At 52.3% G+C, this 23,728-nt stretch carries 24 protein-coding genes; 12 read left to right on the top strand and 12 right to left on the bottom strand.

Annotated features, from left to right (window positions below):
• Window positions 1-13: 13 nt before the first annotated feature.
• Entirely contained in the window at window positions 14-817 is an 804-nt protein-coding gene (locus KP626_RS06590) for a glycerophosphodiester phosphodiesterase family protein (RefSeq protein ID WP_395975988.1), read from the top strand.
• Between the two features lie 73 nt (window positions 818-890).
• Window positions 891-1,883 (top strand): DMT family transporter, encoded by a 993-nt coding sequence (locus KP626_RS06585; protein ID WP_395975986.1) that lies wholly within the window; start codon window positions 891-893, stop codon window positions 1,881-1,883.
• Between the two features lie 398 nt (window positions 1,884-2,281).
• On the opposite strand, the gene KP626_RS06580 is transcribed toward KP626_RS06585, so the two are convergent.
• The 8 genes from KP626_RS06580 to KP626_RS06545 all read right to left on the bottom strand — a co-directional run bounded on the left by KP626_RS06580 (window position 2,282) and on the right by KP626_RS06545 (window position 8,746).
• Entirely contained in the window at window positions 2,282-3,574 is a 1,293-nt protein-coding gene (locus KP626_RS06580) for an amidohydrolase family protein (protein ID WP_395975984.1), read from the bottom strand.
• A 262-nt stretch (window positions 3,575-3,836) separates the two neighbouring features.
• Entirely contained in the window at window positions 3,837-4,931 is a 1,095-nt protein-coding gene (ychF, locus tag KP626_RS06575) for a redox-regulated ATPase YchF (RefSeq protein ID WP_395975982.1), read from the bottom strand.
• Between the two features lie 113 nt (window positions 4,932-5,044).
• The gene (locus KP626_RS06570) at window positions 5,045-6,226 is read right to left on the bottom strand and encodes a tyrosine-type recombinase/integrase (protein WP_395975980.1); all 1,182 of its coding nucleotides are present in this window, start codon (window positions 6,224-6,226) and stop codon (window positions 5,045-5,047) included.
• A 124-nt stretch (window positions 6,227-6,350) separates the two neighbouring features.
• Entirely contained in the window at window positions 6,351-6,557 is a 207-nt protein-coding gene (locus KP626_RS06565) for an excisionase (protein ID WP_253494726.1), read from the bottom strand.
• A gap of 21 nt (window positions 6,558-6,578) precedes the next feature.
• Window positions 6,579-7,430, bottom strand: a complete 852-nt coding sequence (locus tag KP626_RS06560) for an ATP-binding protein (RefSeq protein WP_395978983.1) — start codon at window positions 7,428-7,430, stop codon at window positions 6,579-6,581.
• A gap of 5 nt (window positions 7,431-7,435) precedes the next feature.
• Complete coding sequence (locus KP626_RS06555) at window positions 7,436-8,089, bottom strand: replication initiator protein A (protein WP_395975978.1); 654 nt, start codon at window positions 8,087-8,089, stop codon at window positions 7,436-7,438.
• A gap of 93 nt (window positions 8,090-8,182) precedes the next feature.
• Window positions 8,183-8,398, bottom strand: a complete 216-nt coding sequence (locus KP626_RS06550) for a hypothetical protein (protein ID WP_395978981.1) — start codon at window positions 8,396-8,398, stop codon at window positions 8,183-8,185.
• 18 nt (window positions 8,399-8,416) lie between these two features.
• A complete protein-coding gene (locus tag KP626_RS06545) occupies window positions 8,417-8,746 on the bottom strand; it encodes a plasmid mobilization protein (protein WP_395975976.1) in 330 nt (109 codons plus the stop codon).
• A gap of 406 nt (window positions 8,747-9,152) precedes the next feature.
• On the opposite strand from KP626_RS06545, the gene KP626_RS06540 reads away from it, so the two are divergent.
• The 10 genes from KP626_RS06540 to KP626_RS06495 all read left to right on the top strand — a co-directional run bounded on the left by KP626_RS06540 (window position 9,153) and on the right by KP626_RS06495 (window position 19,861).
• Entirely contained in the window at window positions 9,153-9,356 is a 204-nt protein-coding gene (locus tag KP626_RS06540; RefSeq protein WP_395975974.1) for a DNA-binding protein, read from the top strand.
• A gap of 171 nt (window positions 9,357-9,527) precedes the next feature.
• Complete coding sequence (locus tag KP626_RS06535; RefSeq protein ID WP_395975972.1) at window positions 9,528-10,091, top strand: hypothetical protein; 564 nt, start codon at window positions 9,528-9,530, stop codon at window positions 10,089-10,091.
• Window positions 10,060-11,652, top strand: a complete 1,593-nt coding sequence (locus KP626_RS06530) for a site-specific DNA-methyltransferase (RefSeq protein ID WP_395975970.1) — start codon at window positions 10,060-10,062, stop codon at window positions 11,650-11,652. Before KP626_RS06535 ends, KP626_RS06530 begins: the two co-directional genes overlap by 32 nt.
• Before the next feature lie 16 nt (window positions 11,653-11,668).
• Window positions 11,669-14,308 carry a DEAD/DEAH box helicase gene (locus KP626_RS06525; RefSeq protein ID WP_395978979.1) on the top strand — a complete coding sequence of 880 codons (2,640 nt, stop codon included), beginning with the start codon at window positions 11,669-11,671 and terminating at the stop codon, window positions 14,306-14,308.
• Window positions 14,309-14,326: 18 nt separating this feature from the next.
• A complete protein-coding gene (locus tag KP626_RS06520) occupies window positions 14,327-15,511 on the top strand; it encodes an ImmA/IrrE family metallo-endopeptidase (RefSeq protein ID WP_395975968.1) in 1,185 nt (394 codons plus the stop codon).
• On the top strand, window positions 15,505-15,975 hold the full coding sequence (locus tag KP626_RS06515) for a DUF4411 family protein (protein WP_235380564.1): 471 nt from the start codon (window positions 15,505-15,507) through the stop codon (window positions 15,973-15,975). Before KP626_RS06520 ends, KP626_RS06515 begins: the two co-directional genes overlap by 7 nt.
• A 199-nt stretch (window positions 15,976-16,174) precedes the next feature.
• Window positions 16,175-17,377, top strand: a complete 1,203-nt coding sequence (locus KP626_RS06510) for a recombinase family protein (RefSeq protein ID WP_395975965.1) — start codon at window positions 16,175-16,177, stop codon at window positions 17,375-17,377.
• A gap of 13 nt (window positions 17,378-17,390) precedes the next feature.
• Window positions 17,391-17,822, top strand: a complete 432-nt coding sequence (locus KP626_RS06505; RefSeq protein ID WP_395975963.1) for a hypothetical protein — start codon at window positions 17,391-17,393, stop codon at window positions 17,820-17,822.
• Window positions 17,823-18,376: 554 nt separating this feature from the next.
• On the top strand, window positions 18,377-19,174 hold the full coding sequence (locus KP626_RS06500) for an undecaprenyl-diphosphate phosphatase (protein WP_395975961.1): 798 nt from the start codon (window positions 18,377-18,379) through the stop codon (window positions 19,172-19,174).
• A 114-nt stretch (window positions 19,175-19,288) separates the two neighbouring features.
• Entirely contained in the window at window positions 19,289-19,861 is a 573-nt protein-coding gene (locus tag KP626_RS06495; RefSeq protein ID WP_395975959.1) for a hypothetical protein, read from the top strand.
• Window positions 19,862-19,903: 42 nt separating this feature from the next.
• Here the strand turns inward: KP626_RS06495 and KP626_RS06490 are convergent, their stop codons facing one another.
• From KP626_RS06490 to KP626_RS06475, 4 genes are all read right to left on the bottom strand, one after another.
• Window positions 19,904-20,341 (bottom strand): MOSC domain-containing protein, encoded by a 438-nt coding sequence (locus KP626_RS06490; RefSeq protein WP_395975957.1) that lies wholly within the window; start codon window positions 20,339-20,341, stop codon window positions 19,904-19,906.
• Between the two features lie 61 nt (window positions 20,342-20,402).
• Window positions 20,403-20,876 (bottom strand): cyclic pyranopterin monophosphate synthase MoaC, encoded by a 474-nt coding sequence (moaC, locus tag KP626_RS06485; protein WP_395975955.1) that lies wholly within the window; start codon window positions 20,874-20,876, stop codon window positions 20,403-20,405.
• Between the two features lie 4 nt (window positions 20,877-20,880).
• On the bottom strand, window positions 20,881-21,819 hold the full coding sequence (gene moaA, locus KP626_RS06480) for a GTP 3',8-cyclase MoaA (protein WP_395975953.1): 939 nt from the start codon (window positions 21,817-21,819) through the stop codon (window positions 20,881-20,883).
• Window positions 21,812-23,716, bottom strand: coding sequence for a molybdopterin biosynthesis protein (locus KP626_RS06475; RefSeq protein ID WP_395975951.1), 1,905 nt, complete (start codon window positions 23,714-23,716; stop codon window positions 21,812-21,814). The genes moaA and KP626_RS06475 overlap by 8 nt, the downstream gene beginning before the upstream one ends.
• Between the last annotated feature and the right edge of the window lie 12 nt (window positions 23,717-23,728).

Below are 23,728 nucleotides of genomic sequence, written 5' to 3'. Positions count from 1 at the left end.
AGGAACCGAACCTTTGCCCAAAAAGGAGCGCGCCCACCAATATGATTCCCATTTGCTGGGCCAGCAATGGTTGCTGGGGCCCATCGCCCACCGAGGCCTTGCCGGGCCTGGGGGAGTGGAAAACTCCATGGAGGCCTTCTGCAACTGCCTTAGGCTGGGGTATCCCATTGAGCTGGACGTTCAGCTTACCCGGGACGACGTGGTGGTGGTTCATCACGATGCCAGCCTGGCCCGGTCCGCCGGGGAGAAAACTTTGATTGGGGAATTGACCCTGTCACAGCTGCGGGAGCGCCGGTTGTTCGGCCGAGAGGATCTGGGCATCCCCACCCTTTGTGAGGTGTTGGAAGAGGTGGCGGGCCGAGTGCCCTTTTTGATCGAGGTTAAGCAGCCCACCCTCTTAGGAGTGGGCAAGCTGGAACGGCTGGTAAGCCACCATCTTACCGGCTATTTTGGCGGAATTGCCCTGGAGTCCTTTAATCCCGCGTCGGTTCGCCTACTGAAAAAGCTGGAGCCCCGCCGGCCGGTGGGACAGCTATCTGCCCGGCGGTTTGAGGATACCAGTCCGTTGTTTGCCTTTGCCGCCAGCCGCCTGTGGTTCCGAGGCTACGCCAAGCCGGATTTCATCGCGTACAGCCAGGATGGCGTGGAGGCCAAGGTGGTTCAGAACCGCCGCAAGCACGGACTTCCCGTGGTGGCCTATACCCTGTGCAGCCAGGAGGATGTGGAGCGAATTGGCCCATATGTGGATGGGTATATCTTCCAGAACTTTTTGCCTATGGACAAAGCTCCTGAAATGGAATATGATGATACGCTGTAAGGCGAACAAATGCCCCTGCCCGCATGGTTGCGGCGGGGGCACCGTTTCTTCTCTTTTTAGGAGGTAACAAGCAATGGAAAAGGCGCCGGCCTCCAAGGCCATGGGTTTTGCGGGATTGATCACCGCCATGGTTGTGGGCTCCTTGATGTCCCCCACCTTTAAGACGGCTCTGAAGCTGGGGATCACCCCCGTGGGAGTGGCCTTGTGGCGGATGGTGTTTACCGTGGCTTTGCTGCTGGTGGTTTGCCGGCTGAAGAAGAGCCTGTGGAGCGACGTGTGTAAGGTGGCCAAGGATAAAAAGCTCTTTTGGACGGTCATTGCCATGGGGGTAACCCGGGGTTTTGAGACCATCTGCTGGAGCATGTCCCTGTCCATGTCCGGCACCTTTGTGGTGAATATTCTGGGGAACATCACCCCCATCTTTACCATCATTCTTCTGTATGTGCTGTACCGGGAAAAGACCTCTCTGCCCGCCCTTTTCGGCATTGGGATCAGCCTTATCGGGGTGGTGCTTATCGGCCTGAATGGCAGCGCCACCGGAGGCGCGTCCCTTGTGAGCATCATCATCATGCCGCTGTCCTCCCTATCCTATGGCATCTTCCTGCTGCTGGGACGGGACGTGACCCGGCAAATCTCCGTGATTCCCCTGATGCTGTACGTCTTTGCTACCTCTATGGTGATGGTGCTGTGCTTTGGCACGGTGTCGGGAATCAGCATGGCCCTGCCCGCCCCTACCCTGCCCTATGTGCTGGTGATTGCCCTGTTCTGTACCGTGCTGTCCCAGACCATCTCCAGTTGGTGCATGCGCACCATTAAGCCCACCACCATTTCGGTGGTATACCTGTTCTCCCCGGTGGTATCCGCTTTTACCGCCTTTGTGCTCATCGGGGAAACGGTGGCGCCCAGCATCCTGCTGGGCGGAGGCGTGGTGCTTCTGGGCCTGTTTGTCTACCTTATGGCCACCGAGCGGGGGCGGAAGCCCCGGGCGGTGCAGCCTGAGCCGAGGCCAGAGGCGTTGGAGGCTGTAAACGTGTCCGACCGGCAGCCCCAGGTGGCGGAAAAGTGAACGCGGTTGGGGCCCAGGGCACTGGACCGATGATAAGCAGCAACGGGAGTGCAACGCGCACCAAAGGCGCGCGAAAAGGGATCGCCCACATGATACTTGCAAAAAGCAAAATGGATGTGAATTACAGAGGATAAGAAAGAAAAGCTCCGGCGATAGCCGGGGCTTTTTATTTTCTTAGGCCGTGGGTGTCTGTGGGAAGAGCGCTGTGCTGTTCCTCATCACGTCTGATTCCATCTTCAATCCAGTGCTCGATCATGTGGTTGAGAGAACGATACTCTCGATAGGAGATCAATCCAAGCTTATGATGCACTATGGGATTAAGAGAAGAATAGCACAAAAAACGGGGAGGGTTGCTCCTATACTAGAGCAACGAAAATTTTAACGGCTGCTGGATCGCGTTATGCTCCCAGCTCCCCTAATATGCGGTCCTTGCGGGCGCTGACCTCCCAATAGATGCGTTCCAGATCCAAAGTGGGGTATTCCCCATCCCGATAGACAACCTGGCCGTCCACCATGGTCAGGCAGACGTCGTGGCCAGAAGCGGAATATACCAGGGTATTGAGGAGGTCGTGAACCGGCTCCCAGTGAGGCGCATCCATGTTGAGAACCACGAGATCCGCCCGGTTGTGCAGCGCGATACTCCCGCAGTCGGTCCGGCCCTGGGCAAGAGCGCCCGTGCGGGTGGCGGCAGAGAGGGCCTGCCGGGGACTCATGGCGGTGGGATCCCAGGCACGGTATTTCTGAATCAAGGCTAGAATTTTCATATCCTGGAACATATCGTGGTCGTTGTTGCTGGCAACCCCGTCGGTGCCCAGGGCTAGACTGACGCCCCGCTCCAGCATTTGTGCCGCCGGAGCGATCCCGCTGGCGATCTTTAGGTTGCTCACGGGACAGGTGGCCACCGTGACCCCTTTTTCTAGGAACAATTCCCAATCCTCCGGGGTGGTCCACACGCAATGGGCGGCCACGGCGGGGGAATCGAAGAAGCCCAGATCGTAAAAATACCGGGCGGGGGTCTTGCCATGACGCTGGAGGCAGCCCTGATGCTCCGCTTCACTCTCGGATAGATGCACCTGAACCCGGGCACCCAGCTCCTTTGCCAGATCCGCCATATCCGCAACCACCCGCGGGGTGCTGGTGTACTCCCCGTGGATGTTGCAATCCACCTGGATACGGCCGTCTCCCTTGCCGTTCCAGTCCCGGAACAGGGATACGGTTTCCCGGTAGACCGGAAGCGCCTTGAGAGGGGAATCGTCAAAGCACAAAGCGGTGGCGCTGATGGAGCACTTCATGCCGGATTCCAAAACCGCTCGGGCCATATCCGCCCCATGGTAGTACATATCCGAGGCGGATACCGTCCCAAACCGCATCAGCTCCGCCAGGCCCAACAGGGTGCTCCAATAGATGTCCTCCCCTGTCATCTTGGCCTCAAAGGGGAAGATGCGCTTATGTAGCCAATCATCCAGGGTCATATTCTCTCCATACCCCCGGAGAAGGGTCATGGGAAGATGGGTATGGACGTTGTACATGCCGGGCATCAGAAGCTTCTTGTGGCCGTGATAGACCTCGCCATATTCCTCCTCTGGAGGGACATCGCTTAAATAGGCGACGCGTCCATCCCGCACTCCAAGGTACATATGCTCCCGGGGCGTGAGCGTCTCATCCAATAGGGTGATATCGGAAAACAGCATGGAACTCCCTCCTTCGGCGCCGGGCAGTGCCCGATTCCGTTTTGCACGCCTTCGGTGTGCGGATATGTGCCTCTAGCTGTCGTTTTACCGCTGGCATGACTAGGCTTTAAGCTATCTAACCCCTGTCCGTGGCATGGGTGCAGGCTCAGCCTGCCTGCTCCGGGGTTGCGGATGTGCCTCTACTCATACGTCTTGCCGTTGGAATCAAGAGGTTTTCTAACAGCTTAACCCCGCCCGCGACAATGTCAGCGGCGACTCGCCGCTAGACGTTGAAGCGGAAGAGGACCACGTCCCCGTCCTGGATCACGTAATCCTTGCCCTCGGAGCGGTACAGCCCCTTTTCCCGGGCGGCGGCTACGGAGCCCAACTCGATGAGGGTTTCATAGGGGACGATCTCTGCCCGGATGAACCCTTTTTCAAAATCGGAGTGAATCTTGCCGGCGGCGGCGGGGGCCTTGGTCCCCCTCTGGATGGTCCAGGCCCGAACCTCGTCAACGCCGGCGGTAAGATAGCTGATGAGCCCCAACAGCTCATAGCTGGCCTGGGCCAGCCGCGCAAGGCCGGATTCCTCCACCCCCAGATCCGCCAGGTACTCGTCCCGCTCAGCGTCCTCCAACTGGGAAAGCTCCTCCTCGATCCGGGCGGAAACCGCTACCACGCCGCTGCCCTCGGCCTCGGCGTACTTCTGGAGCCTCTGTACCAGGGGTACATCGCCTCCCCGGGCTATGTCCTCCTCGCTGACGTTGGCGGCATACAGCACCGGCTTGTTGGTCAACAGCCACAGCTCCGCCACCATAGCGGCCTCCTCCTCGTTCATGGGGAAGTTTTTAGCCAGTTTGCCATCGTTGAGGTGGTCCAGCAGCCGGGTTAACAGCGCTTGTTCCACGGGATACCGCTTATCTCCCGTCTTGGCCATCTTGCCTACCCGCTCGATGCGCTTCTGCACCATCTCGGCGTCGGCCATGACCAGTTCCAGGTTGATGGTCTCCACGTCCCTGATGGGATCCACTGAACCATCCACATGGGTGATGTCCCCATCCTCAAAGCACCGAACCACGTGAACGATGGCGTCTACCTCCCGGATGTGGGACAAAAACCGGTTTCCCAGACCCTCTCCCCGGCTGGCGCCTTTGACCAGTCCCGCAATATCCACAAACTCCACCGTGGCGGGGGTAACTTTTTTAGGGTGGTACATCTCGGCTAGCACATGAAGGCGCTTATCGGGCACCGGAACGATGCCCACGTTGGGATCGATGGTGCAGAAGGGATAGTTGGCGGCCTGGGCCCCCGCCCGGGTCAGGGCGTTAAAAAGCGTGGACTTACCCACGTTGGGCAGTCCCACGATTCCTAATTTCATATATCTTCATTCTCCTTCGATTTTTCCTTGATTTACAAGGGTTTTTGCGCTTTGGCGTTTCGGCTGCTACACCATTTTTACACCATTCACGCATGAAATTACATTGGTTTTTATCAAAAAACCCCGTTAAGCTGGAATTGCTTAACAGCTTGATCTAAAGAATCGGTGGTTACATGAACATACCGATCCATCGTCGTTTTGATACTGGCGTGCCCCAGCAGTTTTTGCAGCACCTTTGGCTGCATCCCACTTTCAATCGCTCTGGTGGCGTATGTATGGCGTAACGCGTGCATACAAAAGCGGGGTATCCCTGCTTCGTCGCAGAGTTTATAAAGGTGGGTATCATAAGAACTGTTTTTAGCAGGCTCTCCTGTGCGCCAGTTGATAAAAACAAGATCCCGCATGACAAGCTGTGAGGAAATGCCTGTGCGTCTGTCCATGTATTCCAGAGTCTGATTTAACATCGGAGATTCTTTTCGCTTCCCCCGGCTATCCCACATTTCTTTGAGGATTTCATACGCCCTGTCAGTCAGAGGTATGGTGCGATAGCTGTTCTGTGTTTTTGGAGGACCAGCACGCCAATACTGCTGAGAATGACGGAACTCCAATGTTTTGTTTACCGTAAGCGTCCGTTTCTCAAAATCGATTGCATCCCATGTAAGACCAATCATTTCGCCAGTGCGCAAGCCTGTTTCGAGGATCAGCGCATATTGATTGTAGTTATGGGAGTGTCGTGCTGTTTCAAGAAATACACGCTGCTCGTCACGGGTGAGAAACTTAATATCGTCTGTTGCACGAACTGGCTTTGTAAATCGAATGCCGTCCATCGGGTGCTTGGAAATCAGGTCATTCATCTTCGCGGCCTTGAACATTGTACCCATCGTAATGTATGTCTGACGGATGGTAGAACCTGCATAGTCGGCATCCATTTGAATGAACACCTTTTTACAGTGCATAGGCTTCACATTTGCAATCATCATGCTGCCCATGACAGGCTGAATGTTGTGGACATATCGCTCGCGGTAATTTCTGAGCGTGTTAGGTGCTAAATCACCCACAATATTCTCTATCCAAAAGTTAAACCATTCATCAACCGTAGTTTCGGTAGCTGCAAAAACATCTTCGTGCTTATCGGCGTATTTTGCTTCTTCAAGCCAGTTTCGGGCTTCGGGAAGCGTCTGAAAATACTTGTCGTGTCGTTTTCCTGCTTTATCAACAAAACGCGCGTAATACAACCCATCCTTTCTTTGGCAGATACCCTTACCGCAGTCTTTCCCTTTGAGATTCTTTCCCATTGATTGTCTCCTTTCCGCGTTTGCGAAAAAGGACACACTGCTACACTATAATTATAACAGATGCTGCCCTTTTTCTCAAGCGCTAAATTGTAAACAAGTCTGTGTATATGAGCTTATCCGGGACTTAAATCACCAACCGTTGACTGATGTACTGCTCAAACTCTTTCCGCTTCACCAACTTCTTTGTCCCGACAAACAGGACGAAGGGGCAGTTTGGAGATCGGAGCATACTGTCGATTTTGTTAATACCTATATTGCTGTATTCAGCCGCTTCTTTCGTAGTGAGCGTCATTTTAAGGTGAATGGGAACTTTGCCGATGGTATCATCCATAGAGCGTCCTCCTTTGCTGGGTTAATGGCTTGCACCGTTCAGGTAGCGCGCTGCTTTTTGCATATTATCGGCAGCGTTGGTTTTTCGGAAACTGTCACCGCCGAACACAACCGGGACACAGACCTCTAAAATACGATCATAAATACGACGGTCATCAAGATCGGTAGCTTTCTGCATGACGCTCAGCGGAATATTGGTAGTGATAATCATGGGCTTGCCTGACAGCAGCCGCTTGTCAACCACATCAAACACTCTCTCCTTGCCAAAGCTGGTGTTACGCTCTGCCCCCAAATCGTCCAGAATGAGGAGGTCAGGGCGCATAAGGGATTTTATGTAACGGTCACGGTCAGCCCCGAAATTTCCCTGCATACGATTCACCACATCGGCCATTCCCACGAACAGCACAGACTCCATACGGTCAATGAGAGCATTGGCAATGCAACCAGCGGCATAGGACTTTCCTGTCCCGACATCCCCAAACAGCAGCAGGCCGATACCATCTTGCTTGAAGCTGTCCCAATTTGCGGCGTACTCTTTCGCCTTCGCAAGTTGGGGTGTAACGACGGCATGATCAAACCGCCAGCCAGCGGCAGGAATATCGTGGAACGCTTCGGAGCGAAGAGTGGTAATTCGGGTCATGCGTTCAAAATCCCGGCGTTCAGCTTCTTCGCGATCTCGCTTTTCGGCAGCGCACTGACACATGACCGGGTGCTTATGGAAGCCCTGATTTTGTAGATCGGCGGGATAAAACGCTTCTTTTGGAGTGTGACATTTGCCGCAATATTTCAGCCCATCAGAGGGATCGATGTAATCATCAGGTGCGCTGTTTAGCGTTTCGGTCGTATCAATAATAGCGGATAGAATAGGGTTCATATTTTTCACAGACATTCTCCCTCGTTATAATCATCATAGGTGTAGTTCTTAGCGGACTTTCCCCTGTTGTCCTCGTCAAGCCATTTCCGGATTGTTGCGTAGTGATTTGCATAGTGTCTGCCGTTGGATGCCATATATCGCGACAGGCGTTGGATGTACTCATCGTACTGATTGGGAAAATCAGCTTGCAGGGCAGAGATTTCACCATCCGAGAGAAAAACATTTTCAAACTCTCCATAACGGCGGCGTGTTCTCTCTGCTTTTTCTGTCTGGCTTTTATCTTTATATTCCTGTTCAGTATTACTTGTGGGCAATTCCTGCCCTATGCTGGGTGAAGAATCCTGCCCATCCATCGGGCAAATATTTCCCTCTGGACGGGAAGAAAACTGCACCCCATCCGGGATTTGCAGGAATATACGGTTTGCCTGATTCCAGCCTTGACGGACGCGGGTTATTAGCCCTGCGTTTTCCAGGTCCCGCAGAGCGGTCTTGACTGTTCTCTCGCTCCGATCAAGATCATTCGCCATCTGCTTGATCGTATAGATCACATAGACATTTCCATTCTCAGACTCCCAGCCGTTTTTCTGGGAAAGCATGGTGCGGTTCAAAAGCAGCCCGTATAACAGCTTGGCGTTGATGGAATACTCGCCTGTCAGCATGAAGCGCGGCAAGGGAATAAACGGCGGCAGCGCGGTATTTCGTTTGAAATAGATTTTCCATCACTTCCTCTCTGGTGCGGCAGGATATTGTGCCTATGGCGGCTTGTCCGTCGGACCTCTTGGAAGTGAAACGTCATGCTCAGTTTTTGCGCGTTTGGAACGATAGTGCGGACACTCTATCACGACCGCCCGGAAACTCTGCTTGCAATCATATACGCATTTCCGGCAGAGGGCGTTAAAGGTGATGCGGCCACGGTCGTTGAGAAAGAACGACCATTCCAGCTTTCTTGATTTACTCATGCGCGGAATATTGTGCCCCCCTTACATTCATAATTCCTGTTTTTGCGATTCTTTCAAAAGCGACCATATTTCTTCCTGACGTACTTTCAGCTCGGCAATATCGGCAGCATAGAATCGCCCGGTCTGATTGATGCGGCGGCAAATCTGATTGATGTTTGAGGCAACGCGGCTGACGGCAGCAGCCAGCTTTTTTTGCTCGGTGTAATTGACCTTGATGATGTAACCGTCGATGAGCATCTTGCGGGCGTAAGCGCCGAAGTTGTGCGTTCCCAACTGGCGCATCTTATGTTGGATGAGATTTAGTTCCTGCTCATTCAGGCAGATTTCCTTGCGGATGGGCCGCGTGCGGTCTGGCATGATAAAACACTCCTTTCACTTTACAACGGACAGATTTTCTGTGAATGGGGGGTAACGCGAAAAATTTCTTTTTACTTTTTAACGGACTTTTTTTCTCAAAAACTTGACACCCTCTTAAAAAAATATGCGCCCCTGCTTTTGTGAAAGCGGGAGCGCGTTGTATCTGCGGATATGAAATTATAGAGAATAGCAAGCACATCCGGTGTCCGTACATACCGGAAAAATGTGAGTATCGGCCTTGCCTTCAAACTCACATTTTCTGTTTTGGGGAGTCCCCAAGCCCCTCGTATTCTAAAAAGAAAAAACTTTTTGAACTTTTGAGAAAGCGGCTTGATTTTATTCGCTTATCCGATTATAATATAATATGAATTATTGTAGGCAGAAGCGAGTGAGATAGGAGTGGCCCATGAAATACTTATCAATCACACAGACCGCTGAACGATGGGGTATTTCCACCCGGCGCATACAGATTTTATGTGCCGAAGGGCGTGTCCCAGGCGCCATCCGCATTGGAACAGTATGGGGCATTCCAGATGATGAGCCAAAGCCCGCAGACGCAAGAATAAAAAGCGGAAAGTATGTCAAGAAACCCACCGATAATAACGAGTGAGCCACAGAATTATCAGCGACCCTGACTCGAAATAATGGGGTGCATTCCACCCCAAGGGTGCGAATGGGCGTACTTATTCCTTGTTACGAACCTGCCTGAATCGTCGATTTTACAGACAATGGCACCGTGAAAATCCTGACTTAGATTTTGAATTCGAAAGGATATATTTGCATGGATTGGAATTTGTTTTGGACAGCATTTGGTGCAATAGGTGGAACTCTCGGAGCTGTTGCGACAACGGCAGCGGTAATTGTTGCATTGTGGCAAACAAAATACGCAAACAAGAAAAGGCTGAAAGTTGAGTTCTCAGATAATATTATCGTAGTACCATCGCAAGGTGATTTATCGCAGAAACGCGAGTATGTCGGAATCACTGCTACAAATATCGGCAACAGGAGAATCAAAGTTTGTAATTGGCAAATTCGGTTTCCAGATGGACATGGTGCGTTGATTGTTCAAGACATATCCCCAATAGGGAAAATGCTTGCGCCTGCGTGGCCTGTTTTACTTGAACCAGAAGATCAAGCCTCTCAATACTGGGAGAAGCGGACGTTCTATGCATTCATTAAAGACGAGGCTCCCAAATACAAGAAAAAGAACCGTCGCCTATTGTGGATTGTAAAGGATAGCACCAACAAGGAATACAAGGTCAGATCACCTAAAACGATAGCAGAATATTTTGATGAGGCGGAGGCTTATTATCATGCCAACACTGGGATGGATTGGAAAAAGTAAAGTCATCAATCACCATCAGGAAGTGCCGTTCCGGGTGTTGGAGCGCCAATACAGCTATGACGAGCAGGGCCAGCATGAAGAAGATAACGGCAGCGAAAACATGATTATCCGGGGCGATAATCTGGAGGCCCTGAAAGCGCTGCTGCCCCGGTATGAGGGGCGCGTCAAGTGCATTTACATCGATCCGCCCTACAACACGGGCAACGAGGGCTGGGTCTACAACGATAATGTCAACGACCCAAAAATCAAGAAGTGGCTGGGCGAGGTTGTCGGCAAAGAGGGCGAGGACCTGACCCGCCACGACAAGTGGCTGTGCATGATGTACCCGCGCTTGAAGCTGCTGCAAAAGCTGCTGGCGGACGATGGTGTTATTTTCATCAGCATTGATGATAATGAAATAAAGTATTTGCGTCTGATTTTAGATGAGATATTTGGCGCTGACTGCTTTGTCCATGAAATTATTTGGAAGAATAAATACGGTCCGGGAGCATTTACCCGTGGTGTAGGAAACGTTCACGAGTATATTGTCTGCTATTCGAAGCAACCTCTACTTTCTGTTGCTGCACCGCTGTCCGAGGAAGAAATCAAGAAATACAAAATGAAGGACGATAAGTTTGAGGTGCGTGGTGGCTTCATCACGCAGCCGCTTGCAACACGAAGCAAAGATGATCGCCCTAATTTGGTATACCCGGTCTATCACAATGGAGTGGAAATATACCCCGATAAACAGTGGATATGGGAAAAATCTCGCTTGTATCAAGCTATTGAAAATGATGAAGTTGTATTTAGCGAAAACAGTGGAAAATGGAGCGTTCGATTCAAGCAGTACTTAAAAGACGAGAATGGTGTTATGCGTTTGGGAAAACCAATATCCATTTTAACAGGACCCTATAACCAAGATGGAACGAAAGAAATTGAAACGATTTTTGGCAAAAAGGTCTTCAACAACCCCAAACCGAAAGAATTGATAAAGTACTTACTTTCATTTGTGTTTGATGGAAAGGATGATAAAGACGGGATATATTTGGATTCCTTTGGAGGTTCGGGAACGACTGCTCATGCTGTATTAGACCTCAATAGGGATGGAGGAAATAGAAAGTTCATTCTTGTTGAAATGGGAGACTATGCTGACAGCATCACCGCCGAACGCGTCAAGCGTGTTATCAATGGCTACGGCGAGGGCAAGAATGCCGTGGCGGGTACGGGCGGCAATTTCAGCTTTTATGACTTGGGCGAACCGCTGCTTGTGGGCGATTGCCTGAACGAAGCGGTTGCCCCCGAAAAAATCCGCGAATACATCTGGTTCATGGAAACCAAAACGCCCTATGCCCCACTCAGCAGCGGCAATCCGTATTATCTCGGTCAGCACAACAGCACGGGTTACTACTTCTACTATGAGCCGCAGCGCGTGACGGTTTTGGACTATGCGTTTCTTGCCACCATCAAAGAAAAAGCTGATGGGACGGTCATTTATGCCGACCGCTGCTCCATCGGTGAGGACAAGCTGGCGCAGATGGGGATTACCTTCAAGAAGATTCCCCGCGACATCAGCAGACTGTAAAGGGGGTGTTCGCTCTATGGAACTGAAATCTTATCAGAAAAAGGTTATAGCGGACTTGACCCGCTATCTGGAACTGCTGAATGAAACCAAGAATTATGAAGCGGCGTTCCGCTTCTTCTGGCAGGAAAAAAGCGCGCCTACATTGGGGTACTATCAGGATATTCTGCCCGGCGTTCCCAACCTCTGCTTCAAGGTGCCCACAGGCGGCGGCAAGACCTTTATTGCCTGCAACGCCATCCGCCCCATTTTTGACGCGCTGCCAGTTACCAAGACAAAGGCGGTGGTGTGGCTTGTCCCCTCGGACGCAATCCTGGCGCAGACGGTGAAAGCACTTAAAGACACGCAGCATCCCTACCGTCAGAAAATTGATGTGGATTTTGGCGGGCGCGTGGAGGTCTACACCAAGCAGGAGCTTTTGAACGGTCAGAATTTCAATCCGACTGCTGTTACCGAACAGCTTTCCATCATGGTGCTGTCCTATGATTCTTTCCGTGGGCGCGGCAAGGAGGGCTTGAAAGCCTATCAGGAGAACAGCAATCTTGCCGAGTTTGCCAAGGTGCTTGGCAAGCCCGACAGCCCCATTGAGAAAGCGGACGAAACCGCCCTGTTCCAGATTATCAATCAGCTTAACCCGCTTGTCATTGTGGACGAGAGCCACCACGCCCGGTCTGATCTCAGCCTTGAAATGCTGGAAAACTTCAATCCCTGCTTTGTTCTGGATTTGACCGCTACCCCGAAAAAGGAGAGCAACATTATCTCCTATGTGGACGCGGTTCAGTTAAAGACGGAAAACATGGTCAAGCTGCCCGTGATTGTTTACAACCGGGACAGCCAAGCCGATGTGCTGATTGACGCGATTGATCTGCGGAATAAGCTGGAAGAACTCGCCGGTGGGGAGTATGCCAAAACAGGAAAGTATATTCGCCCCATCGCGCTGTTCCAGGCACAACCAAAAGGCAAGGAGGACGCTACCACCTTTGAAAAACTGCGGGACAAGCTGGTGGACGCTGGCATCCCGGCAGAGCAGATTGCCATTCGCACGGCTGATGTGAACGAACTGAAAAATGTGGATTTGATGTCTTCCGATTGCCCTGTTCGCTATATCATCACGGTCAATGCGCTGAAAGAGGGCTGGGATTGCCCCTTTGCCTATATTCTCGCGTCCCTTGCCAACAAAACCAGTCAGGTGGATGTGGAGCAGATTTTGGGGCGTATCCTCCGCTTGCCCCATACAAGCCAGCATACACAGGCAGCTCTGAATATGTCCTATGTGCTGACTTCCTCCAACGATTTTAACACTACCGTGCAGCACATCATCAAGGGATTAAACAGTGCAGGATTCAGCGACAAGGATTATCGTCTGGCCGAACCTGTGAAGCCCCAGGTCTCGGAGCAGCCCCCGGTGCAGATCGACATTACCGAACTGCAAGGAGTTTCCGATACGGAAGCCCCTTCGGAAACGGAACAGGACGATTTTGCAGAGCTGGATGGGAAATCCATCGGGGCAGAACTGCAACGCCGCCGGGAACAGGAAAAATCCTCCCAAATTACCCCAAAAGCTGACAGTATGCTGGATGATGCCGCCAAAGCCGGTGACGCGTACAACAACGCCGTTAAACAGGGGCAGGATGATCCGCAGATTCAAAATCTTCCTTGGGAGGTGCGGGAGCAAGTGGCTACTTTTCGTATTCGGCCTCAATTCCAGAGTGACATTGAAACTCTCGTAATACCGCAGTTTTTCCAGGTGATCCCCGATACCCTGTTTACGGAAGGTACATTGGAACTGCTGGAAAAAGAGCAGCTCGCCGAAGGCTTCACGCTGAAAGGTAAGGCATACGATATTGATTTTGGTGCTGCCGATGATGAGATTGCCGAGGTCGATGTGCGGGCAAACGAGGGTGGCTTGCCCAAGGTATTCAAAATGACCAGTGCAGAACAGCGGTATTTCAAGGAATACTTCAATAACCTTCCGCCTGAAAGCCGTGTGCGCCAGTGCAAGGATATGATGTTCAATCAGCTTAATAAGTTGAACATGGTGGACGCTGCCGAACTGAAAGCCTACATAAACCGCATCGTGGACGATATGGACAAGGCACAGATCGCCGCTATGGAGAAGGCACCGCTGGGATATGCCAAAAAAATCAGAGAAAAGATTGAATCCCTGCTGGATGCACATTATCGGGAAACCTTTGTAAAATGGCTGGAAACCGAACGCATTGTATGCCAGCCGTCCTATCGGCTGCCGTCAGTTATTCATCCCACGACCAGCACAGACATATACGGCGGTTCTTTGTATGAAGCCGAGGATGGCGACATCAACAAGCTGGAACAGGATTTGATTATGGAGTTGACCGCCCTTCCGAATGTTCGCTGGTGGCACCGCAATCTCTCCCGGCATGGCTTTGCCATCAACGGCTATATCAAGCACTACCCGGACATTATGATTATGACCCAGAGCGGCAAGGTAATCTTTGCAGAAACCAAGGGCGAGCATCTGAAAAACGATGACAGCCGGGAAAAGATTGAATTGGGACGCGCATGGCGGACTGCCGCCGGGAGCCAGTACCGTTATTACATGGTGTTCAGGGATGGAGAAAATCTCCTGCCGGGAGCTGTCAGCATGAGTCAGTTTGTGGAGACGATAAAGGCACTGTAAGAGGAGGTGGTTCCACCTATGTATATATATGCTCGCATAAATAAAGACACTTTGCGCTTTATACGAGAGAAGAAAGCCATATCTTTTGACTATGTAACACGGATTACAAAGTTCAAGGAAGAAAAAATTGTTCTGTGGGAAAATGATGAATCAGGGAAGTTTCCCACAATAAATCAGGCAAAATCCATCGCAAAATGTTACCGTATTCCGTTTGCAGGACTGTATATGAATGCAAGTGACATTAATGTAAAGCACTTGCCTCAAATGCGAAATCTCCGTACTTTGCCCGACGCAGTTGTTGATAACAGCGCATTGAATCTTGCTATTTCCGATATTCTTTCTGCTCGCGATTTGCTTCTGGAATCCAGGCAAGCTTTGAGAGAGCGCACCGTGAAATTTGGTATGTCCATAAATTGTCCAGATGATAATGTTATCCATTGGGCACGAGAAATCAGAAATAGTCTTGGTATTGATTCAAATGTGCAATATAAATGCCAGAGCACAAGGCAGTTCTATTTATACATTCGCAATGTTGTCGAGAATGCCGGTGTATTTGTGCATTGCTTTACCGGCGTAGATACTGAGGTTGCCCGTGGATTTGCCATATACGACACCACAATGCCAATTATCGGGCTTAATAATGATGATCGATACCCGGCTAAAACATTTTCGATTATTCATGAACTTGTCCACCTGATTAAGCGAAGTTCGGTTATCTGTAATGACATGATTGACTCATTTTCCGCACAGGCGGAGGAAGTCTTTTGCAACGCGGTTGCTGGAGAAGTTCTTGTACCCCGGGTAAATCTGAACAAACAGCTTGGCAGCTATACGCAATCAGAAATAGATTTGGACGTTGTTTCATCACTAGCGGATAAGTTTTCAGTAAGTAAGGAAGTTATTTGTCGCCGTTTACTGGATTCTGGGAAAATTGGACAACCTAAGTATGCGATGCTGATAGCCGCAATAAGATCACAGTTTGAAAACGAGCGAAAGGCTGCACAGGAATATAGAAAGCTAACTGGTAAAGGTATTCCTAGGAATATTCCGCGTGAGGCTATTGACCAGAATAGCCCTGCATTATGCCGGGCATTCTTTCATGGTTATCGAGAGGGTTACTTTGACAAGCAGGATATATCTCGCTATCTCGGCGTAAAACAGAACCATATAGAAAAATTTATGTGGGAGGTATCGAAATGGTGAATCATGATTCTGAACCCAAATATATCATAGACACATCTTCGATCCTTTCACAAAAAGATGATGAACCACATCGGAGAAGCATCAATAAGACACTTTGGCATCACATGGACGAGCTAATTGAGCAAAAGCGCATAGTAACCTGCTCGGAAATAATTGAAGAAGTGAATGATGACGATTTAAAAAAATGGTACATAGGGTTACATGGCGTGGTGCTGCCCATTGATGATGATATTCAGGATAACGTCAAAAAGGTCGTTACATCTAATCCACAACTTATCGATTTCAAGCAAGTCAAATCATCGGGAGATGCCTTCTTAATTGCCACAGCCATGAAGTATGGACTAACAGTAATCACCGAAGAGAGTAAAAAAGGTGAAAAGAAAATACCGTATGTCTGCAAAAGCTTGAATGTTCCGTGCATTGACATTTTGGGCTTATGCGAGCGTGAGGGATGGCAATTTTGAAGCAACTGAATATTGATTCCAGGGCGGCAGGGCATTCTGCCGCCCTCTATTTATGTTGGCAGCCCGATTTTTCGGTATGTCATAGAAATATTGGAAGATAAGGTGGTGATTCCGTGAAAAGTCAAAATTTACTGAAAAGGAGGTGGTATGCCCATGCAGCGCAAAAGAATAGTTGCGTTCTCGGTGCAGGAGGCAGGATATGGCAAAACCGCTTGATCCCAAAGCGATAGAGGCCGAGCGGCAGACCAGCAGCCGAGCTGAGCGCAGAGAACAAAAACGTCGCCAGATGCAGGACGAAATTTCCTATAATCAGCGCGGAAATGGTGTCATTGTCATCCCGCCGCAAAAAAGGCGAGAAATTGCAGCGGAACCACCCAAACTCCGCGTTGCGGCATATTGCCGCGTCAGCACGCAGGAGGAACAACAGATCGGCAGTTTCGATATGCAGATTCATCATTTTACCAAGAGAATTGAAGCCAATCCGCAATGGCAACTGGTTGAAATCTATCAAGATGAAGGGATAAGTGCAACTACCGTACAAAAGCGTCTGGGCTTTCAGAAAATGATTACCGACGCGGTGGACGGAAAAATTGACTTGATCCTCACGAAAAGCATCAGCCGTTTTGGTAGAAATATCGTGGATATTCTGGATAATCTGCGAACGCTTTCCGCACTGAATCCCCCTGTTTCCGTTGAGTTTGAGACAGAGGGAATTACCTATACCGGTGATGGACGGAATAACCTCCTGATCTCACTATTGGCTGCTCTGGCTGAAATGGAATCCCAACAAAAGAGTGAGGCCATTAAAGCAGGTATTCGCTGGCGTATGGCGGAGGGCATTTACAAGTTCTCTGTGCAGAACACGTTGGGCTTCTACCGTGACCACTTTGGGCGGTTGGTTATCGAACCTACCGAGGCACGAATTGTCGAGTATATCTACGAAAGCTGCTTGGAGGGCGCAACGCCAGCGGAAATAGCCGCTGCCCTGACAGAGCAGGGGATCAAATCTCCCATGGGTAATGACCTCTGGTCTGCCGGTACTGTCCGCAGCATCCTCCGAAATGAGAAATACTGCGGTGATGCCTTGATGCAGAAAACCTATACCAAAGATTTCCGCACACACAAGTCGGTTAAAAACACGGACTTGAATATGTATTTCAAGGAAAACCATCACACAGCGATTATCAAAAAAGAGGATTGGATAACAGTACAGAAACTGCTGTCAGAGCGGCACAGCACGGCAAAACGAGCTGCATTGCGTCGCCTGAGCAATCACTTCGTCGCATACCGCGTGAAAGATGGTCTTTTCAAGGGCTATCTGATCATGGACTCCCGATGGTCTTTTATGGAACGTCAGGAGTTTATGAAAATCGTGGATGAGGCGCAAAACACAATGAAATGAAAGGATTTTTACTATGAACTTTGATTTTTCCGCTTTGAACTTTGAAACCATTGATTCCAACATCAACGCCTACCCTGATATGTTCCTGAACCAGAATGGCGTGACCTTCACCAAGAAGGTGCTTGAGGACTTGGGTTATCCCGCCTATGTCCTGTGCCTAATGGATGCAAAGGCGAAGGTGTTTGCGATCCGTATGTGCAAGAGCAACGAGCCGAAGGGATTTAAGTTCTCCAAGCCGAAGGGAGAACAGAAGGGTGTCGTAACAATTTCCAACAAGAACCTGCTTGACCCACTGCGGGCTGTTACGGGTGAGGACTATATTCCCGGAAAGCGGTATAGGGTGCGTGGCTTCTGGGTTGCTGACGCAAAAACCATGTGTTTTGATCTGAACGAAGGTGTTCAGGAAGATTTTCGCCCCGTCGCGCCGAACAGTGATGCTGAATAACGACTGAAATAACTTTGCAAGGTAAGCACTCCGTCTGGGGTGCTTACCGTTTTATTTGGCAAAAGGGAGAGAAAAGGGCAAAGCAATATGGCAAAGAAAAAGAAACGGCACACAGGAAAGAACATCGCTTATATGTGCCCCGAAAAGCAACAAAAACGAGCACAACCGAGTTGCTCGGCCATGCTCATTTTAGAAGGTCTTTTGTAGCAGTGGACTTTTTCACAGTCGCAATCCGTTCATATCGCTACACCATTTTTACACCATTTCTGCGTGGGATGGTGTGGAGATATATGAAGTTATAATATGGTTGGTTATCTGAAAAACACGCCAAAATCAAGCTATATTCGCATATATGGAGAAGCATTGAGATATAAAATCAGGTGAATCGCCGTCGATACCTAGCTTCATGAAAGATTCCTCCTTACTGGGTTCCATTCCATTATAATGGAGGCGGCGGCGCGGTTCAACAGGGGGCACAAAACAGTGGTGAAATCTTCCGAAAGCTGATATACTTTAGCAATAACATACCAAGAAAACCATTGGAGGCAAGAACCATGAGTTTGATAGAAGCGGTTGTTATGGGTTTGGTTCAGGGACTGACGGAGTTTTTGCCGGTGTCCAGCTCGGGGCACCTGGTGCTGTTCCGAAACATCTTTGGCATCACAGGATCTCCCATCCTATTTGAGGTGATGGTGCACCTGGGCACCCTGGTGGCGGTTTGCGCCGTGTTCTACAAGGACATCTGGTTTATGATCACCCACCCCACCAGCAAGCAGACCATCTTTCTGATTGTGGCCACCATACCGGCGGTGGTGGTGACCCTCTTTTTCTCGGACTTCATCGAAAGCGCGTTCGGGGGCAGCTACCTGGGCTTCGGGTTCCTCTTAACGGCTGTGTTTTTGCTGGTGGCCTGGAAGTTCGGCGCCCAGCGGGGCGGCAGGCGGTTTCGGGATATGGGGGTAAAGGACTCCCTGGTCATGGGCCTGATGCAGGCCGTCGCCATTTTGCCGGGCATTTCCCGGAGCGGTTCCACCCTTACCGGCGGCGTGCTGTCCGGGCTGGATCGGAAAGTCGCCGTGCGATTTGGATTTTTGATGTCGGTGCCCGCAATTCTGGGCTCCTTGGTGTTCTCCTTTAAGGATCTGGTGACGGAGGGCATGGGGGATATCGGCATGCTGTCCGTTATCGTGGCGGTGATGGTGGCGGCGGCATCGGGGTATTTTGCCATCAAGTTTATGCTGAAGATCGTGGGGGAAAACAAGCTGTGGACCTTCGCCGTTTATGTGGCCATCCTTGGCGTTCTGGTGCTTTGCGACCAGTGGTTCTTCCATTTGGTGTTCAAAGTCGCATAATCAGAAAAAGGCGCTTCGGCGCCTTTTTTACTTATGGAGACGCCCGATAAACAACCAAATATTGACAAACAATCGCATCCTCCTCTATCCTTATGGTAAAGGGGGTGCGTAGCAATGCGTAGAATGGGCCTTTTCATGGGAATTCTCCTATTGCTGCTGGCGCCCTTGGGATGCGCGGGACCGGAATATTGGCGCGGAAAAGAGCTGCCGGATCCGGAGATATTAGAAGGCAGTAGACGATTTGAATCCAGGACTCACTCCATCATGGTGGACAGCGAAGCGCTGGAGCTAGAAAGCATCTTGCGAATTCAGAGCAACTGTGAACGGGTCGATGGCCGCATGCTGCTGCGTCCATTTTTTCGAATTAAGCTGCGTCAGCTTGCTTGGGCTGAGGGGAAGCTTTGGGGATATAGCGTGCGGTATGGAGTACAAAACGCACAGACCTACGATGCCCATGGGCGGCTGGTTGGCGTGTCCCAGGGGTTGCCAGTGGACTGCTATCACTCCACAAAGCTGGAAAACGACAGATGGCTGACCCTGCCGTCCCTGTCCCATCCATACTATTCCGATGAATACAGCGGCCGCCCAGCCAACGCGGTGTTTTTTATAGAATATCTGGCCATCTACCAACGGCCGAATCACATGCCCGAGATCCTCGTGTTCCGGCTGACCAGCCCGCTTACTTAAAAACAAAAGCCGCCAATAGGCGGCTTTCTTCGTGGGTTTCTTTTATTGATCCAGGAGCACCAGTTCATCCCCCGGCCGCATGACGCCCTCCTTCAGCACCTTGGCGAAGATGCCCTCCCGGGGCATGACGCAGTCGCCGATGCGCTGATAGATGGCACAGCCATGGTGGCATTCCTTGCCAATCTGGGTTACTTCAAACTCCACTTCCCCCACCCGGAACCGAGTGCCTACCGGCAGCTCGTAAAGGCAGATGCCCTCGGTGGTGACGTTTTCGGCAAAGTCCCCGGGATTCAAATCTCCGGCGCCTTTTTGAATCATCTTATCGATGCTCTCTTGACCCAAAAAGCTCACCTGACGATGCCAATTGGCGGCGTGGGCATCCCCCACGATGCCGTGATCAATGCGGCACTCCGCGTAGGGGATGTTCTCCTTTGGAACCCCCCGAACCTTGCTGATGCTGATGGCGGTAATCTTAGCCATAATTCTATTCCCCCTCCTAATGATTGCGGCGGGCGGATCCGCCCGTTGCCCGTTGTTTGTGTTATATGGTGCGGTGGATATCCGATTTCCCGCCGGTTTTTTTGACCAGAGTGATATCCCCGATAACCATTTCCTTGTCCACCGCCTTGCACATGTCGTAAACGGTGAGTGCCGCCACGCTGGCGGCGGTCAGTGCCTCCATCTCCACCCCGGTCTTGTAATCGCAGCTGGCGGTGGCGGTGATCTCCATCCGGCAGTTGGTCTGATCCAACGCCAGGTCCACCGATACCGAGGTTAGGGGCAGGCTATGGCAGAGGGGGATCAGCTCCGCGGTTTTCTTTGCGGCCATGATCCCGGCGATCCGGGCGGTGGCCAACACGTCCCCCTTCTTCATGCCGTTTTCTGCGATGAGGCGCAGGGTCTCGGGCTGTACGAACACCCGGCCCACCGCCACGGCGGTGCGGGTGGTAATGGGCTTGTGCCCCACGTCTACCATCCGGGCTTCTCCGTTTCCATTTACATGGGTCAGTTCCATGGGTTCATCCTCCAATGTGCTGCATATCCCGGCTGGACGAAAAGCCGGATTCAAAGTGGTGTCCTTGTGGCTTCCGGTAGACGGCGTCCCGAATGGCCGCCAGCAGCGCCGCTTCGTCCCCCAGATAGGGACGGATGTCCACCTCGCCGTTGTCCCCCAAACAGGGGCGTACACGGCCATCGGCGGTAAGGCGGACCCGGTTGCAGGTGGAGCAGAACTTGTGGCTTACCGGACTGATGAAACCGATGCTGCCCTTCATACCGGGAGCGGCATAGACCCGAGCCACACCCCCTGACGCGGTACCTACTGGGGATAGACCCGGGTAGGCGGCCAGAATCTCGTCCTGGCGGACCACCTTGTCCTGGTTATCCTCCCCAAACGCACCGATGGGCATCAGCTCAATAAATCGCACCTCTACGGGATGTTCCATGACATAGTCCATAAACCCGGATACGTCCCCATCGTTGACCCCCCGGATCAGAACGGCGTTGAGCTTGACGTTGACCCCCAGGCTCAGGGCGATATCCACCGCCCGAAGGACGGACTGGAGGCCGTCCACCCGGGTGATTTCTCGGTAGCGCTCCCGGTCCAGGGTATCCAGGCTGATGTTAAAGCGGCTGATGCCAGCCTTCACCAGCTCCCGGATCCGGACGTCCAGTCCCACGGCGTTGGTGGTCATGGGCAGGTCCCCAATCCCGGGGATAGCCGAAAGGCGGCGAATGATGTCCGCTAGGTCCTGGCGGCACAGGGGCTCCCCTCCGGTGATGCGGACCTTGTCCACTCCGAGGCGTACAAAGGCGCCCACTGCCTCCCCGATCTCATGGGGGGTCAAAAGGGCGGCGGGATCATCCTTGGCGGGGCTGCAGTACATGCAGTTTAAATTGCACCGCTCGGTAACGGACAGCCGCAGGTAGCGGATCTCCCGGCCAAGTGCGTCAATCAAGGTATTCCACCATCTTTCCGGTATCGGTAAAGGTATAGCCTCCCAGCTGGGTCAGGCGCTCTTCAAACTCCTTGCTGCGGATGATACTGGCAAAGGCGTCAAATAAGGTCGATTGGGTGAAGGTTTCATCCATGAGGATGTCGTACTGCTCCACGCACACCGGGATGAAGTCCAGGCCGTAGGAAGCCGCGGCGGAGTAGATGCCCAGGCCCGCGTCGGCGGAACCGGAGGCGATCTGGGCCGCCACCGACAGATGGGTGAACTCTTCCCGTTCATAGCCATAAATCTGATCCACCTGAATCCCCTTTTGCTGCAAGAGGTAGTCCAGAAGGATGCGGGTACCCGCGCCGCGCTGGCGGTTTACGTACCGGAGGCCCTCTTTTAAGAGATCCTCCACCCCCTTAATGCCCAGGGGATTGCCCTTTTGAACCATAAAGCCTTGGAGCCGGCCCACTCCCCGCATGAGCTTCACCCCACCGGCGGGGAAATGGGTGCGAAGATAGCTTAAGTTATATTCCCCGGTAGCTTCATCCAGCAGATGAATGCCCGCCACATGGGCCTCTCCCCGCTTGATGGCGGTGATGCCGCCCATACTGCCCACATGGGTGGAGGACAGATACAGGCCGGGGAACCGCCGGTTGATGAAGTTTGATACCTCGTCAAACAGGGGATCGTGGCTGCCGATGGCGGCGATGGTATTCTCGATCTGGTTCATGGGGCGGAGGGCCTCCACCATTACCATGGCGCCGGCCTCCAATCCCTCCACATTCTGGGGGACGGTCATGAGACCGTCGGCCTTGGCAAAACTGGAGATGACGCTGGCTCCCTTGCTGAGAGGGGTAGCGATGAGCCGGCCTTTGACGCTGGCCAGGCTCACCCGAATGAACTCCTCATACTTAAGAGGGGAGTTGACCTTTCGGGAGAGGGTTGCCTCCACCATGATTTTATTTTTCTGGGGCAGGTGGGCGATGGCCGAGAGACCGGGCCGCACCAGCTCCTCCATGACGATGACGCCGGATACCGGGTATCCCGGCACCCCTACCACGGGGGCCTTTCCCGCCCGGCCCAGGATGGCGGGCTTACCGGGGCGGATGGCGATGCCGTGGAGCAGCACCTCTCCCGCCGCCTGAATGGCGGCGCTGGCGTAATCCTCCCTGCCGGCGGAGCTTCCGGCGTTGAGAAGGACGAAATCACATTCCTCCGAGGCTTGCTTTACCGCCCGGGTGATGTCCTCCAGCACGTCGGGGATGATGGGATATACCACCGGTTCGCAGCCCCATTCCCGAAGCATGCCCGAGAAGATGGAGGAGTTGAACTCCAAAATTTCCCCGGGGGCGGGGTCGGCCTTGGGCGCCACGATCTCATCGCCGGTGGGGATGATGGCCACCCGGGCCCGCTTTACCACCCACACCGTAGTGATGCCGCAGGAGATCAGCACCCCAATGGCCGAAGGGGACATGGTGGTATAGGAGGGGAAGGCCATCTCTCCGGCGCAGATGTCCTCCCCGATCTGGCGCACGTTCTGCCAGGGCACCGGTGGCGCCGCGATCTTCAGCACGCCGCCCTCGTCAATGATATCCTCCACCATCACCACACAGTCGCAGTCATCGGGAACGGGATCGCCGGTGTCCACCACGGTGTACCGGGAGAGGGTAACGGGGGTGGTTTCGGTGGCGCCAAAGCCATCCCGGGCCATCATGGCAATGCCGTCCATGGCGCTGGCGTGGAAGTGAGGCGCGGAGATGGCGGCGTATACCGGCCGGGACAGCACTCGTCCCGTGGCCTCCGAGATGGGGACCTGCTCCTCCCCAAGGGAGGCGCAGCGGTCGGCGATCATGTCAAGGAAGGAGGTTCGGGCTTCCTCTAGGGATACGTTGGTTAGATAGGTGTAATTCAAGGAAAATCCCTC

Origin of the sequence: Christensenella sp. MSJ-20, from assembly GCF_044357945.1 — a bacterium.
GTDB lineage: Bacteria > Bacillota > Clostridia > Christensenellales > QAND01 > QAND01.
This window is presented reverse-complemented; position numbering and strand designations above follow the sequence as displayed.